Source organism: Martinezella rhizogenes, assembly GCF_000799715.1.
GTDB lineage: Bacteria > Pseudomonadota > Alphaproteobacteria > Rhizobiales > Rhizobiaceae > Rhizobium > Rhizobium rhizogenes_C.
The window spans coordinates 371189-385872 of the sequence record NZ_JUHG01000015.1 but is presented as its reverse complement, the minus strand read 5'-3'; the positions used below and the strand labels follow the sequence as shown (position 1 = coordinate 385872).

Genomic DNA, 14684 nt, shown 5'->3' with positions numbered 1-14684 from the left:
TCAGGCGTGTGGCTGGGTGACTACCCTCCTGTATTCTGCGGGAGTAAATCCATAGGCAATCCGGTACGCCCTGTAGAACGTAGCTAGGCTCGTGAACCCGCAATCAAGTGCGAGCTCCAGGATTGTGACGTGGCCGAATTCTGGAGATCGTAACCGCGACCGCGCAACCTCGAGTCGGCAACGGAGGATATGCCTTGAAACAGTATCGCCGGTCGCTTCGAAGAGACGATGAAGATGGCGGATGGAGATGCCAAGTGCTCCTGCTACAAGCATCGGCGAAAGGCGTGGATTTGTGGCGTTGCGCGCAATGAACTCCTTGGCAAGGCGGAGTTGGGCCGTCTGCAGTGCCTGCCGCGGATCGTGGTCTCGCGCAAGCCGACCATGTGCCACGGCAGCGAGGCTTGCCAGGGCATTTAGCGACGTCGTCTGCTCCTCTGGCGCGAGATAGGGCACCTCGGTCACGAAAGCATCGAAATAGGCGAGCAGCAAAGCACCTATGCCACTGGGAGCGGACACAACCGTTGTCGCGATATCATCCGCATTAGAGAGTACCGGGCGCAGCAGCTCCCGCGGCACTTTCAGCGGTGTTGTCACATAAACGCGGCGTCAGTGAATTGGACATAGAGACGGTGGAATGAAGAGTCCTGCCGTCAGCTACAAGCGCCACCGTTTCCCGCAACAGATCATCTCGAACGCGGTCTGGCTGTATTTCAGATTTCCGCTGAGCTTACGCCTTGTTGAGGAGATGCTGCTGGAGCGCGGAGTTGTCGTTTCGTATGAAACGATCCGGCGATGGGGTCGGAAATTCGGACCGGCATACGCAAAGCAACTCCGTCGCAGGCGGCCGTCGCGCCGGGATGTCTGGCATCTGGACGAGGTGGTGATTTCCATCGCAGGCAAGAAGCACTGGCTTTGGCGTGCCGTTGATCAAGACGGCTATGTTCTCGACGAGATTGTTCAGAGCCGACGCGATACGAAGTCCGCCAAGCGATTGCTCGTCAGACTATTGAAGAAAGCAGCCATGCCGCCCAAGCGGATCATCACCGACAAGCTCTGCTCGTATGGCGCGGCCAAGCGAGAAGTTATGCCGGCTGTCGAGCACCGATCCCACAAGGGTCTCAATAATCGAGCGGAAAATTCCCATCTGCCACTGCGGAAGCGGGAGAGGACGATGCAAGGCTTCCGATCACCGGGAAGTCTGCAGCGCTTCATCTCGATCTTCTCCGCGCTTCGAAATCTCTTCGTCCCCCAAGTCATAAACGATCCGCGCTGTCCACCCACATTCATCGCATCCGCGCAATAGCGCACCGGAAGGCCGTCACCGGCGCTACCGCTTGATTGCAGACGGCTTGCGACAAACACCGCTCACGCTCGATAACATGACAACTCCCGTCGGTCATTTTGGCGGTCGATCATGGGGCGTGACCGACAAGCGGTCGGATGATGGCAAACGGACCTGGCTCTATGGCGAGGAGCTTAGCGGAAGCAATATCGTCAGCCTCAACCTTTATCGATTGGCTGGACCTGGGTCGATACTGAAGCCGTGCGAAATGTCCTGCGCCAAGGTGATCGAACTCGTTCTTGGTTTCGAGCCCAGCACAGAAAGAGCTGCGTCTCCACCGCAATGGCCGACAAATGAGCACAGCATTTATATTGCATTGCAACATGCGCATGGCTGCACTGCGATCAGAGCGCTGGCGGTCGGGGCAGCCTCTGGTATCTTCAAATCAACGAAGCAATGCACCTCCTCCCGCAGAGCTTCGTGTTTCAGGCGACCCGTTTTCTCCTCCCGAAGGGGCGCCTGACGGAACAACGGCACTCCTCCTCCCAGCCGTCGTTCAATTCTTTCGGAAAAGCCTGCCGCATCTCCTCCCGCGGCAGGCTTTTTCGTTTTCCGATACGTTCGGCTCTGAGTTCAGGCGTCAAAGCAGACTGCCCTGTTCCACCGGCACTCGGGATTTCGAGACGATCGGGCATCCGTACGGTTCGCGTGCGGGCAAGATCAGCGCGTCTTTGAGCGAGAGGACCCGTTGAACCAAGCCGGCGTACGGAGCTTATCAGATCAAATGCAGTGGCTGTCCGACGATTGCCTATGACGTGCGTGAGGCAAGCGAGATTATTCCAGGAGCCTCCCGTCCCGAGCTATCCTGCGAGACCGGATTGATGCGAGAGTAGAAATCCGGCCTTGTTGCGCCGTTCGCTTAGGCCGCAGTCCTTTCATCGAATTGCTGTCGCGCAGCTTCGATTTCCTGCATCATCTCGACGGTCCAGGAATAGACCGACAGCAATCGCGGTTGAAGCGAACGACCGAGGTCTGTCAGCTCGTATTCCACCGCGACCGGTGACACGGGAATGACCCGCCGTTCGATCAGACCGTTGCGCTCAAGGCGACGAAGACATTGCGTCAAGGACTTCTGTGTCACGCCTTCAAGCCGCCGCTTGATGCCATTGAAGCGCACCGGACCGGCATCGAGAACGGTGATAACCATCATCGACCACTTGTCGGCGATCTGCTCGAATATGAGGCGGCTAGGGCAATCGACATTAAAATCCGGGGTAGCGGCACACATGGTGGTTTCCTCAAAGATACCTGGGCGATTCAAAGTACCTTCTTGACGCCTAGGTATCGCTTTTATACCTAAATGGGCCTGACAACAATGGAGCGACGTATGCCTTCTTCCACCGATATCCTGTTCGAGCCGCTACGCGTTAAGTCGCTCGCCCTGCCAAACCGTATCGTCATGGCGCCGATGACACGGACATTTGCCCCGGAGGGCGTTCCGGGTTCTTCGAACGCAGCCTATTATCGCCGCCGGGCTGAAGGCGGCGTCGGTCTGATCCTGTCGGAAGGCACTGTGGTCAACCGGCCGTCGTCGCGCAACGAGCCGGCAATTCCGTTTTTCCATGGCGATGCGGCACTCGGCGGCTGGAAAACAATCATCAATGAAGTCCATCGGGCCGGCGGACGGATGGGGCCTCAACTTTGGCATACCGGATCAACGGTCGGGATGAGTGGCTGGCAGCCGGCAAGCCCGGTCGAAAGCCCATCGGGTCTTCTGGCGCCTGACAAGCCGCGCGGCGTCGAAATGTCCGACGAGGCTATTGCCGATACGATTGCTGCATTTGCTCAAGCCGCAGCAGATGCCAAACGCCTGGGCTTCGACACGATCGAAATCCATGGTGCGCATGGCTATCTTATCGATGAATTCTTCTGGAGCGGCACAAACCGGCGTGACGATCGGTGGGGTGGCGCGTCGATCAAGGAACGTTCCGGTTTTGCCGCGGAAGTCGTCCGCGCCATCCGTGCGGCTGTCGGCGAGGACTTCCCCGTCATCTTGCGGGTGAGCCAATGGAAGCAGCAAGACTACTCGGCGCGCCTCGCCGAGACGCCACAGCTGATGGCCGACTGGCTTCAGCCGCTGGTCGATGCCGGCGTCGATATCCTGCATTGCTCCCAGCGGCGTTTTTGGGAACCAGAGTTTCCTGACGTTGACGGCGAGGAAGGCCTCAATTTCGCAGGTTGGGCAAAGAAGCTGACGGGCGCGGTGACCATCAGCGTCGGCTCGGTCGGCTTATCCGGAGAGTTCCTGAAAGCCTTTGCCGGCGAGAGCTCGACCAGTGTCGGCATCGATACGCTGCTGACCCGCATGGAGCGCCGAGAGTTCGACCTGATAGCTGTTGGGCGTGCCATGATCAGCAACCCCGATTGGGCAAACAAGGTGCGAGAAGGCGACACGGCAAACCTCAAAGGCTTCAGTGCCGGCGAACTGGCGGCGCTGGTTTGATAAGTACGACGGGCCGGTTCGCCGGCCCGTCGTGAGGAGGTTTTAAAACATGGCGGCAATCATGCCGGCGCTCTCTCGGAAACGGCGCCGCCCATCTCCACCTCAGCCAGGAAATGGAGCGCGACGCACTGCGCTGGTCGATCGACAACATGATGCAGGAATTGCGGTCGCATCTGCCGGGCGGCTATCCCTGTTGACTACACTCATGGTGCCGCCTTGCCCGGTATTCTGGTGCCATTTCCGCGGATACGGATCTGCCGACCACGTATCCTTGGAGCTGATCGCACCCAGCGGTGCGCAATGCCTCTGCTGTTCAGCGGCTCAATCCCTTCGGCAGTTACGGGTACACCAACGCGCCCCAGCGGACGTTGTTAATGTCAGGCGATCTCCTCTGCTCCTGCGCGGCGCGTCATCCGACCTCGGCGTCGAGGCTCTGGCGATCGCCGACCGCAACAGTCTCGCCGGCATCGTGTGCGCTCATTAGCTCATTAGGAAGCCAAGGACAGCGGCGTCCGCTTGATCGTCGGTTGCCGCCTTGATCTTACAGACGGCATGTCGGAACTCGTCTATCCACGGATCGGACCGCCTATACCAGGCTTTGCGGCTGCTATCGCTTGGCAAGAAGCGCGCCGGCAATGTCGGGAGCCACGACCGTCACAATTAAAGATAGCTGGCACACCTATTCAGTGGCCGTTCATGACGACGCATCATTATGGTCATCTCTGCCTGGAAACGGCCGTCAAGGAGGTACTATGAGAAACTATGTCCTGTTGGTCACGACCTTCGCGGCCTCACTAGCCTTCGTCGTACCGGCGCATGCGGACTTCACGATCGGCATCATCGCGCCCCTGACCGGTCAGGGCGCTGCAGACGGCAATAAGGTCAAAAGTGCAATGCAAACGGCCGCCGATGAAATCAACAAGAGCGGCGGCATTCTTGGCGATAAGCTCGTTTTGAAATTTGGCGACGATGCCAGCAATCCGCTGAAGAGCTCATCGGTCGCCAAGGACTTTCTCGACACAAAAATCAACTTCGTCATCGAGGCGGCGGTTTTTGATCCAGCGACCCCTATTCAGATACGCCACGAATCGCCATCAGATATTTTGGCACTCTCAGGAACTCAGATCCTTCATCTGACGAAGACCTTTCCGCAGATCGATCTCATCGACGGTGGACGGCCCAGCAATCTCTCCACCGAATGCTACCGCGCAGATCCCCGTCAAGGCGAGATAGCCGCAAATTATGTGCTGAAGAATTTCAAGGACAAAAAAGTCGCCGTCCTCGATGACAGGACGGGTTATAGTAACCCCCTGATCGATGCCTTCAAGACGACCCTCAACCGAGGCGGCATGACCGAGGCGCTCAAGATCTCCGTCGACCCTGGCGCATATGACTATAGGAAGGAGGCCGAAAAACTGAAACAGGCGGGAGTAGAGGTAATCTATTACGGGGGTGCTTATGTAGAAATCGGCACGCTTCTGCGGCAATTAGGGGAAATCTCCGTCAAGCCGCAGATCATCGGTGGCGATGCCTTGTCCAACGTCAATTATCAGACCCTTTATAAAAAGGACGCGGATGGCACGATCTTTACCGACGCGCCCCGCGAGACTCTGATGACCGATTTGGAAAGTGCCCGCACAGTGCTAAAGGCCCATGAGATTCCGGCCGAGGACCTGACACTCCGCTCCTATGCCGCTGTCCACGAAGTGGCGGCCGCCATTCGGGATGAACAGTGCTACGGTCACTACGAATTCAGCCTCATCACCGATATGAAGGATGGCAAGCCAACTATCTATCTCGATCCCAGGGCCATTGCAGTCAGAATGAGCGCAGATGAGGGTATTCCGGTAGAGATCGATAAGGCGACTGGAAACAGGATGCTACCGAGCTTCTCAACTTATATCTGGAAAGCCGGTAAGATTGTTCCAATCCATGAGCCCCTCCCTGAGGCAAACTGAAGTTGAAGTGACGCTTCAACAGGTTGGCGTTCTGAATTGAGGGTCGTCGGTTCTGATCCCTTCAAGGCGAGCGCTCTGTCAGACGCGGAATCGACGCGTCGAAAATGGAGCGACATCGGCGGATGTTTCTTCCCCGAGAAGCAATTGTGCCGCCAACTCACCAACACCAAGAGAATGCTTGAAACCGTGCCCCGAGCAGGCTGAGATGACCAGAAGCTGGTCATAGGCCGGATGTTGATCAATGATGAAACCGCCATCTGGTGTCGTCGTGTAGTAACAGAGGTCGGAGCCGGCCATCTGCGAGCTAATGCCGCCGAAGAAGGGGCGGACATCGCGCTCGAAGAAGCGCCCACCTGTTTCGCCAGCATCTGCCGCCGCGTCGATGCCCTCGACGAAGAAGCTCACCGCTCCATCGTGCGACTGGGGAAACGCTGTAATACATTGGTCTGCGGCCGCGGAGCGGAACCACATCAACGCAGGAAAATTGTCGGACTGATACCCTGCTGAATCTTCCTGCCGGAACGAGAACGTCCTTTGTGCAGTGACCTTCAGGAGGTGGTCGAACGGCGGCCCGAGCGTCTCGCCAGCCCAACATCCCGCAGCAATGACGGCATGTCTGGCTTTGATCTGATGATCACCCATTCCAATTATCACCCAGCCATTTTCCTGAGAAACATGTTCTACCGCACAGTTGGTCACAACAGTTGCACCAAGCTGCTGTGCCACCGAAATCTGCAGCGACACGATCGGCTCGGGCCTCAGAAAGCCTGCCTTCGGCTCGAAATATCCATAGTCTGTTTCCGTCAGCCCGATCAGGGTCGGATATCGTCGTTTCAGCTCGGCGGACGAGAACAACTCATGCTCGATCCCATTTTGCCGCGCGATGTTGACCGTTGCCTCGACGAAATCCTCGCCACAGGCCGGCCGCTCGGACCCGATGATCAGAGTGCCTGCCCGCTCCATCAGGTTGGCATTGAATGATCGCTCGAGATCGCTCAGAATTTCCTGTGAGCGCCTGACCAGTGGCACATAGGCAGATCCTTCCCCCACAGCATTGCGGGTTACACGCGCGGCCCCATGGCTCGATCCATATGGATGTGGCGGCAGGTAGCGATCGACACCGATGACCTTCGCGCCCCGCTTGGCCAGCTGGTAAAGCGTGGCCGCGCCCACTGCGCCCAAGCCTATGACGGCGAAGTCGGTCGAGACCGTGTCCTTTGTCGAGGTCGATTTGGCGGCAGACGAAGGTCGGTTCAGCATTGTCACAACGTCACGCGGATTTGCGCATGAAATGGAGACCCGGCAGATGATCGGTGAAGCCCCACTTCTCATAGAACGGCACCATCTCCGCAAGGCAATAGAGCTCCCGATGCTTGATGTTTATCAGTGCGGGATCATTCATGACGGTTTCCATCAGCAGTCCGCCCAACCCGGTATTGCGCCATGAGCTTTTGACGATGATGTCGAAGATCATCGCCTTGTAGACGCCGTCCGTCATAGCGCGAGCGAACGCAGCGAGCTCGTCTCCGTCAGGATCGATGAAGGCGAAGACCGGGCCACCGGAGGCCAGGGCTTTTACGGCGTCGGCTTTTGTCCTGCCCTTGGTCCACCACTCCTCCTGAAACAATTCCACCAGCTGGTCGACCTGATGGTCGTTCAAGGAGTGACGGAGCCGCAGCCGGTTTTTATCGAGCGTGATCTTGTTCATGTGCGCCTCTGGGATATGTGCGTTGACCGGCTCAGTTGCCGGCAAGGGTTTGCAGTTCGAGAAGCTTGTCTTCCGAAATGGGAATGCCAAGGAGTGTGGATTGGCGGCGGTTCTCGTAGCGCCTTGCGCCCGGCAGCCTCTCCTGGCCGGCATCGATGAGACGATCGCAGAGAACCGAAACCCGTCCGGCAAAGTCATTGTTGCCCCCGCGCTCCGGGTCGATGACGATCAACAGCTGTCCAGCCTTCGGCGTCTGCGCGCCCACGCAGTCGCCGAAATCATTCTCGAACGATAATTGTCCGCCAGTGAGAGCGCCGGCCATCAGCTCTACCATCAGCGCAATGGACGATCCTTTGTAGCCACCGAAAGTATTGAGTGCTCCACCCGCCAGAACGGCGTGGGGGTCAGTAGAGGGATTGCCATCGCTGTCGACCCCCGTACCCGCAGGCAGGGTTCTGTTTGCCAGTGCATGAAGCCTGACTTCGCCGTTCGCCATGACGCTGGTCGCCTGGTCGACCACCAGCGGATCGGTGCCGGCCACCGGCGTTGCAAACGCAATCGGATTGGTGCCGTACACCGGGGCGTGACCTCCATGGGGTACGACATTCGCCAGACCGTTGACGAATGTGATCGCCATCAGGCCTCTTCGTGCGAATGGCTCGACATCCGGCCACAGGGCACTGAAATGATGAGAATTGCGGGTCGCCACAACCGCGATGCCGGTCTCCGTGACGGCCGCACTAATTGCCTCTGCTGCGACGGCGAGTGCTGGTTGGGCAAATCCGTTGCGGGCATCGATGCGAATGAAGGACGGGCTGACGACAGAGATTTCGGGTTCGGCCTTGCCATCAACCCAACCGGTGTCGAGCGATGCGATGTAGCCTGGAATACGAAAGACGCCGTGGCTGATCGCGCCATCGCGCTCGCAGCCGGCGCAGTTTTCCGCAAGAACGTTGGCGACGAACTCCGATGTCTCATGCTTCAGGAAAATCCGGGCAAGTGTGGATTTCAGAGCGTCGAATTTGACGTGAAGGTCCGGTTGTTCATGTGTCATGGATTGCTGCCAATGGGAGGAACGGTGTCAGGGGCCGACGGAGCGCGCGCATCACCGGTGCGGCGCGGGGTCGAGAGAAATTTTCGGAGGCAATTTTCGAGAAGCCGGGAGATGTTGTTGTCGTAGCCGTTGTGGGAAAGACTGCCACAGAAGGTGATCGAGCCGACCGAGAACAGGCCACCGCCGTTTTCGTCGAGGCCGTAGACGATGTTCGAGCGCATGCCGCCATAGGGACGCGGCCCGCCATCAATGACGCCGGGGGTCAGCAGCTCCTCGTATGTGGTCTCGAACGATGGCCCATGCCCTTCAGAAGCCGCGACCACCTTTACGAACTCCGGCGTTCCAAGCTCTGCGCAGGCCTGGTCGATCTCGAAGCCGGCAGCACCGCCGCCCGATAGACCGAAGTCGCCAAGCTTTTCGGCGGCGGAAATGCCTTCAAACAGGAAAGCCAATTCTTCGGCAAACGACTCGTTCGTGCGGAGGTAATAGGTCCCCTCGAAATTGCCTTCTGCGGTAAAGCCGACGCCAGCAACCTTTTGGGGAGGGATGCCGTTTCGTCGCCACAAGCCGCCATATTCGCCATCGAGCTGGTTATAATATTCGCCGGGCTTGCTGGCCCAGACGCGCATGCCGCCCTCGGCGCGTCGCAGTTCGAGGATGTGCGGTAGGTTTTGGTCGCGGCCGATCTTCCAGTAAAAGCCGTTGCCCCCAAGATACATCAGCCGCCCGCCGGCCTGGCGGTAGGCGAGGAGAGCCTCGATCGTCCGGCGGGTATGATATTCGGGATGGGAGCCGGTCAGGACCACGTCGTAGGGCGAGAGAGCATTGACGCCATCGCGGTCAAGGTCCTCGTCGGTCAGCACGTCGAATGCAAAACCCTTGATGGTCAGCCAGTCGGTGAGATGCGAGTCCGCCGGGAAACCGCGCATTCCCGAGCCGTGTTCGTCAAGGTAGACAAGATATCCAGGACGCATCGTCATGATCGGACGCAGCCGCGAGGATATGGTCACGCCGGTTCCATCCGGATGGCGGTTGTAGGTGGAGTAACCGTAGCTGCCGACGACATCCGGATTATGAGGATAGGCCGCCCAATCCTTCACCCGGGCCTCAAGTGGGCCAGCAAAGTTTCCGCGCGCATGATTGGCATAAGCCATGTAGGTGAAGGTAGGCGCCAGGAAGACGATCTTCTGTCGCTGCGCGTTGGCGCCCGGAAGCACGTAAAACGGGATCGTGTCGATCGCGATCTCGTTGTCGACCACAAGGCCATAAACACCGGAAGGCACGCCGTCGGGCACGGTGAGTGCGATCGTCGTCTCCCAAGCGCAGTCGCTCAGATCGTCTGAATGGAAGGTGATTGCCGCGTATTCTTCCGGCGCAACCTTCCAATCCATATTCCGGCCGGTCCAGGAGGAAGAGCGAACGGCGCGCATCGGCAGGTTGATCAGGTTGAGCCGGCGCGACGGGTCAAAATCGTCACTGACCCATGCGGAATTGCCGCTATCGGTAAAGGTCCATTGCGCGATGATCTCGCGAGTGAGCTCGACACTTTCTGAAGCGACGGAGATACGCGGCGCCTCGATCGAGCCGTCGAAGCAATCTTTGGGGTGCCCCGACCACAGTGCCGCAAGGCAGATATGGTCAACGCCGATCAATGCTTCATGCATGGCTGGGATCGGCTTTGAAAACACCAAGAGCTTTGACGTCTCGACCGGCGATGTGCGTAAGATCACGCCGCTATCCGAGAAGATGACCTCGAGCATGGTCCAGACATTCAGCTTGAGCGAAAGGTCCAGGCTCTCGAGCCGCGCCGGTGATTGCAGACGCTTGAGGAAGAGCCTCCCGTCTTTGACGATCAAGGCAGCGCCGGTGGTGCCGGCGGAATCCTGCAGCGAGAAGATCGTTTGATCGGTGGCGCTGATCAACCCAAGCCGGACGACAAGTTCGACGACCAGATCCTGTTCGGCGGGAATAGCTGGGAGCGGCCCGAATGCACAGGATCCAAGATAGGTGTTCTGCTCTGTCGCCGGATAGATCGGCGACAGGCCGAATTCTACCTCGGTACTTTTCAGGCCGGGACCTTGTGGATTGGGATCGCAGCAATCCAGTCTGACAACCTTGGCAGCGATTTGTCTGTCTCCAAGCGAGGAGATCTTGAAATCGAGTTGTTCGCCTGGCCTGGCGCTGAGCGGCGTGACATAGCCAATGAGCGCCGGCTGTTTTTGTTCTTCGGCAGACATGTTTCACCAATCTCGAAGACGTCTGTTCGTGACGTGGTTGCGGCTGCGTATTCCCGTCTGCCTTCGTCGGGGTGGCAGGGGCGCGGCTGGACATTCGGAAAGCAAAGTGGTAAATAGAATATCGTATACGTTATCTGTCGGTGTCAACCCAGTTTGTTGATGGAACCGTGGCGCAAGTCGGGGATCACCTTCACGACGTTGCGATCTAATATCGAATACGTTATTCGATTGTTCCCTCATCGACTGCAGACCGGAGTTTCCGTTGCCCCTCAATCCCGCCGATCTGCCATCGCTTGGAACCGCACCGACGGCCTCTGACATCATCGCCAAGCACATTCGCGAAGCGATCGTCAGCGGTGAGTTCGACGAGGGTGAGCCAATCCGCCAGGACGACGTCGCAAAACTGTTCGACGTCAGCAAGATCCCCGTCCGTGAAGCGTTGAAACGGCTCGAGGCTGAAGGTCTCGTCGAGTTTCAGAAAAACCGCGGCGCGGTGGTGACCAGCGTTTCAGAGCCGGAAATTGCTCAGATCTTCGAAGTCCGCGCGATGCTTGAATCGAACGCGATCAGGCTGGCGGTGCCCAGGATGACGGCGCGGACCTTTCAAAAAGCCGAAGAGTATTGTGACGCCTTCGCCCAGGAGACGAACGTTGCACGGTGGGCGGAGCTGAACTGGCAGTTTCATTCGTGCCTGTATGAGGATGCTGACAGGTCTTTTCTTCTCAACCTCATTCGCTCGGTCAACGATCGTATCGAGCGGTATCTTCGCATTCAGCTCACCTTGTCAGGTGGAACCGGTGTTGACGACAGAGAGCATCGCGAGATCCTTGCCGCGTGTCGGGAACGAGACGCTGACAAGGCCGCTGAACTGCTAGCGCAACACATCACCAAGGCGTGCGAGTCTCTGCTGGCCAATATTCGCAAGTAAGCCTCCTCTTCCAGATTTGAAGTTGCCTCTTGCTGTCCTCGCCAATCATCGTAGCGGCAAGAGCCTGCGCAGCGTTGCGCTCTTCGAAAGCTCTGCGCGGCTGTTCAGCCTGCCCAAAAAATACGCGTGACGTTTTATTCGCCTTTTTTCACTTTTCGTGGTTGACGAAGATCGTTTATCGTATACGATATCTAAAAATAGCCAACTGGCAGCGGGAGTGCCGATGTCTGCGTGGTGCAATACGCTGGAGACATCCGCATGCAATTTGAAAGATCACTGACAACCGTCGAGCTGCACACTTGCGGTGAAACATTCCGCCTCATCACCCAGGGCTTGCCGAAGATCCCTGGAGCGACCATCGTCGAGCGTCGCGCCTGGTTGGAGGATAACGCAGACCAATACCGACGCGCAGTCATGCTGGAGCCCCGCGGCCATAAGGACCTTTACGGAGGCCTTCTCACGGAGCCGGTCAGCGCGGATGCTGATTTCGGGGTGATTTTCCTCAACAACATGGGCTACAGCCCCCATTGCGGTCATGGTGTCATTGCGCTCGCTACCGCGGCCCTCGAACTGGGTTGGGTCGAGCGCAAATCACCAGAAACCCGTGTGGGCATCGATGCGCCATGCGGCTTCATCGAAGCCTTTGTCGAATGGGACGGGAAGCGGGCAGGGAATGTTCGCTTCGTGAATGTTCCGTCCTTCATCTTCATGCGCGACGTCACCATCGAAACCCCAACCTTCGGCACGGTGACCGGCGACATCGCCTATGGCGGTGCCACCTATTTCTACGTCGACGGGCGCCCTCACGATATCGCCATCCGCGAGAAGGATGTGCAGAAGATCCAGCAGTTCGGCTACGAGATCAAGACGGCCGTGAATGCCAAGATGCCGGTGGTTCACCCGGAAATCCCCGAGTTCAACGACGTCTATGGTGTCATGGTCTATGGCGATCCCCGCCACGAAGGCTCGACCCAGGCGAACTGCTGTGTCTACGCGGACCGTGCCGTTGACCGATCGCCGACCGGTTCCGGCACCGCCGGCCGCATCGCACAGCTCTATCTTCGAGGTAAGCTTTCGAGCTCGGAAACAATGGTGAACGAGTCGATCATCGGTACCGTGTTCAAGGGACGTGTACTCAGCGAAACAAAGGTCGGCGATTTTGACGCCGTCATCCCCGAAGTCAGCGGCAAGGCCTACATTTGCGGGTTTGCAAACTGGACCATCGATGAGGAAGACCCGCTGACCTATGGCTTTCTCGTTCAGTAATCGGCGCCAGTCCACGCCGCAATAATCGTATTTCGAAACGTATACGATATCCTATAAGAAGCAAAAGAAGGGAACTGGAATGCGCTTTACATCGATATTTCTGGCAACTGCTCTCATGGCGTCCGCGTCCACATTCGCCCATGCTGATCAGCTCGACGACATCATCTCTGCAGGTAAGCTTCGTTGCGCTGTGGAGCTGGATTTCCCGCCGAATGGCGCACGCGACAAGGACAATAAGCCGATCGGCTTTGACGTCGACTACTGCAACGATCTTGCCAAGGCTCTCGGCGTGACAGCGGAAATCGTCGATACCCCCGATCCGGATCGTATTCCGGCTGTGCTGTCTGGGCGTGCCGATATTGGTATCGCGGTCGCATCAGATACTCTTGAGCGTGCCAAGACTATCGGCTTCTCGATCCCGTATTTCGTCTTCACGACCGTCATCCTGGCGCGCGAGGATTCCGGCATCAAGAGCGCGGCCGACATGAAGGGGCATACGGTTGGCGGACCGGCAGGTGCCTACGAGACGCTTGCTCTCGGAGACACTGTTAAATCGTTCAATGACCCGGCGACCAAGCTCCTGACCTTCCAGTCCCAGTCCGACGCTTTCCTGGCACTGGGCCAGAAGCAGATCGATGCGACCTACACGACGTCGACCATCGCAACGCATCTCATTCAGTCCGGCAAATACCCGGGACTGAAGATCGTCGGCGATGCGCCCGTCGATGCTGACTATTGCGCAATTCTCGTGCAGCGCCAGGAACAGGGCCTTCTCAATTACGTCAACCTGTTCCTGAACCGACAGGTCCGTTCCGGTCGCTACGCCGAACTCTACGCAAAGTGGGTTGGCACAGAAGGCGGTCCCGCTCCGGACCTGACTGTCGCGAAAACCTACCGCTAACTACGGTCGACGGGTGCTCGCTGTTCACGTCGCTTGTGACGCAGAGCGCTCGAGGCGGTTTGCCGATTGCGAAACTTTCCCCGGATCCCAGGAGCGGTGTCCCGCATCTGGGATCCGGGCAGGACGCGACCGAGCGCGGTTTAACCCCAATCCCATCGCATAAAGGGGCAATCAATGTCTTACACCTTCCAGTGGCGTCCAGTTTTTCGGGCGCTACTAGAAATGCTCTGGGGAGCGCTGGTAACCCTTGAGATTGCGATCCTCGCAATGGTGATCGGGACGGCGCTGGCGGTTGTCCTGGCGCTCGCCAAAAGATCCGGAAACAAGACGTTTTCCGCTCTTGCCGATGTGTGGATCGAGGCTGCGCGAAACACGCCAGCGCTCTTTCAGATCTACATGATCTATTTCGGCCTGGGCTCGCTCGGAATTCGGGTCGATTCCTACACTGCCTTGGTCGTGGGGATCACCTTCAACAATGCCGGATACCTGGCAGAAACCTTCCGCGGCGGCTTTTCGGCTGTGCCCGAAACGCAGATCCGTGCCGCTCGGTCGCTCGGCATGGGGGCCGTGCAGACGATGTGGCATATCGTGTTGCCGCAAATGCTGCGTGCCGTATTCCATGCCATGACGAACCAGATGGTGTGGTCGATATTGATGACGTCGCTCGGGACGATTGTCGGTCTGACCAGCGACCTGACAGGTGTGACGCAGCAGCAGAACGTCCTGACCTACCGCACCTTCGAGTTCTTCATGGTCGCAGCCGTTCTCTATTACCTGATCTCCAAGACATTCACCGTCGGTGCGCGGCTGCTCGCTTGGCGTCTGTTCCGATACTGAGGAGTGCCCG

General features: G+C 58.0%; 12 protein-coding genes and 3 pseudogenes. 9 read left to right on the top strand and 6 right to left on the bottom strand.

What is annotated here, in order from left to right; translation table 11 throughout:
* Positions 1–273, bottom strand: a complete 273-nt coding sequence (locus EX00_RS32300) for a helix-turn-helix transcriptional regulator (protein ID WP_404944033.1) — start codon at positions 271–273, stop codon at positions 1–3.
* A 357-nt stretch (positions 274–630) separates the two neighbouring features.
* On the opposite strand from EX00_RS32300, the pseudogene EX00_RS21910 reads away from it, so the two are divergent.
* Together EX00_RS21910 and EX00_RS32050 are read left to right on the top strand one after the other, a co-directional pair.
* Positions 631–1338, top strand: a pseudogene (locus EX00_RS21910) (IS6 family transposase); the annotation flags it as partial.
* A 41-nt stretch (positions 1339–1379) separates the two neighbouring features.
* Positions 1380–1622: pseudogene (locus EX00_RS32050) on the top strand (hypothetical protein); the annotation flags it as partial.
* 579 nt (positions 1623–2201) lie between these two features.
* Here the strand turns inward: EX00_RS32050 and EX00_RS21905 are convergent.
* Positions 2202–2570, bottom strand: coding sequence for a winged helix-turn-helix transcriptional regulator (locus EX00_RS21905; protein WP_047462649.1), 369 nt, complete (start codon positions 2568–2570; stop codon positions 2202–2204).
* Positions 2571–2669: 99 nt separating this feature from the next.
* Here EX00_RS21905 and EX00_RS21900 point away from each other — a divergent pair, with 99 nt between their 5' ends.
* From EX00_RS21900 to EX00_RS21895, 3 genes and pseudogenes are all read left to right on the top strand, one after another.
* Positions 2670–3785, top strand: a complete 1116-nt coding sequence (locus EX00_RS21900; protein WP_047462645.1) for an NADH:flavin oxidoreductase — start codon at positions 2670–2672, stop codon at positions 3783–3785.
* Positions 3786–4176: 391 nt separating this feature from the next.
* Positions 4177–4419: pseudogene (locus tag EX00_RS32295) on the top strand (PHP domain-containing protein); the annotation flags it as partial.
* A gap of 118 nt (positions 4420–4537) precedes the next feature.
* Positions 4538–5743: a branched-chain amino acid ABC transporter substrate-binding protein gene (locus tag EX00_RS21895; protein ID WP_047462642.1), complete on the top strand. Its 1206-nt coding sequence runs from the start codon at positions 4538–4540 to the stop codon at positions 5741–5743.
* A gap of 78 nt (positions 5744–5821) precedes the next feature.
* Here the strand turns inward: EX00_RS21895 and solA are convergent, their stop codons facing one another.
* The 4 genes from solA to EX00_RS21875 are packed head-to-tail and all read right to left on the bottom strand — an operon-like array spanning position 5822 to position 10742.
* Positions 5822–7003 carry an N-methyl-L-tryptophan oxidase gene (gene solA, locus EX00_RS21890; RefSeq protein WP_052210876.1) on the bottom strand — a complete coding sequence of 394 codons (1182 nt, stop codon included), beginning with the start codon at positions 7001–7003 and terminating at the stop codon, positions 5822–5824.
* A gap of 10 nt (positions 7004–7013) precedes the next feature.
* Positions 7014–7451, bottom strand: coding sequence for a GNAT family N-acetyltransferase (locus EX00_RS21885; RefSeq protein WP_047462639.1), 438 nt, complete (start codon positions 7449–7451; stop codon positions 7014–7016).
* A gap of 31 nt (positions 7452–7482) precedes the next feature.
* Positions 7483–8505, bottom strand: a complete 1023-nt coding sequence (locus tag EX00_RS21880) for an Ldh family oxidoreductase (protein ID WP_047462636.1) — start codon at positions 8503–8505, stop codon at positions 7483–7485.
* A complete protein-coding gene (locus tag EX00_RS21875) occupies positions 8502–10742 on the bottom strand; it encodes a N,N-dimethylformamidase beta subunit family domain-containing protein (RefSeq protein ID WP_047462634.1) in 2241 nt (746 codons plus the stop codon). Before EX00_RS21875 ends, EX00_RS21880 begins: the two co-directional genes overlap by 4 nt.
* Before the next feature lie 262 nt (positions 10743–11004).
* On the opposite strand from EX00_RS21875, the gene EX00_RS21870 reads away from it, so the two are divergent.
* The 4 genes from EX00_RS21870 to EX00_RS21855 all read left to right on the top strand — a co-directional run bounded on the left by EX00_RS21870 (position 11005) and on the right by EX00_RS21855 (position 14674).
* Positions 11005–11670 (top strand): GntR family transcriptional regulator, encoded by a 666-nt coding sequence (locus EX00_RS21870; RefSeq protein ID WP_047462631.1) that lies wholly within the window; start codon positions 11005–11007, stop codon positions 11668–11670.
* A gap of 258 nt (positions 11671–11928) precedes the next feature.
* Positions 11929–12936, top strand: coding sequence for a trans-3-hydroxy-L-proline dehydratase (gene lhpH, locus EX00_RS21865; RefSeq protein ID WP_047462628.1), 1008 nt, complete (start codon positions 11929–11931; stop codon positions 12934–12936).
* Between the two features lie 79 nt (positions 12937–13015).
* On the top strand, positions 13016–13837 hold the full coding sequence (locus EX00_RS21860) for a transporter substrate-binding domain-containing protein (RefSeq protein ID WP_047462625.1): 822 nt from the start codon (positions 13016–13018) through the stop codon (positions 13835–13837).
* A gap of 174 nt (positions 13838–14011) precedes the next feature.
* Positions 14012–14674: an amino acid ABC transporter permease gene (locus EX00_RS21855; RefSeq protein ID WP_047462623.1), complete on the top strand. Its 663-nt coding sequence runs from the start codon at positions 14012–14014 to the stop codon at positions 14672–14674.
* Positions 14675–14684: the final 10 nt, after the last annotated feature.

Excerpts from the sequence above, each read along its gene's own strand:
- EX00_RS32300 (WP_404944033.1), bottom strand. The coding sequence starts at position 273 with ATGCTTGTAGCAGGAGCACTTGGCATCTCCATCCGCCATCTTCATCGT.
- EX00_RS21905 (WP_047462649.1), bottom strand. The coding sequence starts at position 2,570 with ATGTGTGCCGCTACCCCGGATTTTAATGTCGATTGCCCTAGCCGCCTC.
- EX00_RS21900 (WP_047462645.1), top strand. The coding sequence starts at position 2,670 with ATGCCTTCTTCCACCGATATCCTGTTCGAGCCGCTACGCGTTAAGTCG.
- EX00_RS21895 (WP_047462642.1), top strand. The coding sequence starts at position 4,538 with ATGAGAAACTATGTCCTGTTGGTCACGACCTTCGCGGCCTCACTAGCC.
- solA (WP_052210876.1), bottom strand. The coding sequence starts at position 7,003 with ATGCTGAACCGACCTTCGTCTGCCGCCAAATCGACCTCGACAAAGGAC.
- EX00_RS21885 (WP_047462639.1), bottom strand. The coding sequence starts at position 7,451 with ATGAACAAGATCACGCTCGATAAAAACCGGCTGCGGCTCCGTCACTCC.
- EX00_RS21880 (WP_047462636.1), bottom strand. The coding sequence starts at position 8,505 with ATGACACATGAACAACCGGACCTTCACGTCAAATTCGACGCTCTGAAA.
- EX00_RS21875 (WP_047462634.1), bottom strand. The coding sequence starts at position 10,742 with ATGTCTGCCGAAGAACAAAAACAGCCGGCGCTCATTGGCTATGTCACG.
- lhpH (WP_047462628.1), top strand. The coding sequence starts at position 11,929 with ATGCAATTTGAAAGATCACTGACAACCGTCGAGCTGCACACTTGCGGT.
- EX00_RS21860 (WP_047462625.1), top strand. The coding sequence starts at position 13,016 with ATGCGCTTTACATCGATATTTCTGGCAACTGCTCTCATGGCGTCCGCG.
- EX00_RS21855 (WP_047462623.1), top strand. The coding sequence starts at position 14,012 with ATGTCTTACACCTTCCAGTGGCGTCCAGTTTTTCGGGCGCTACTAGAA.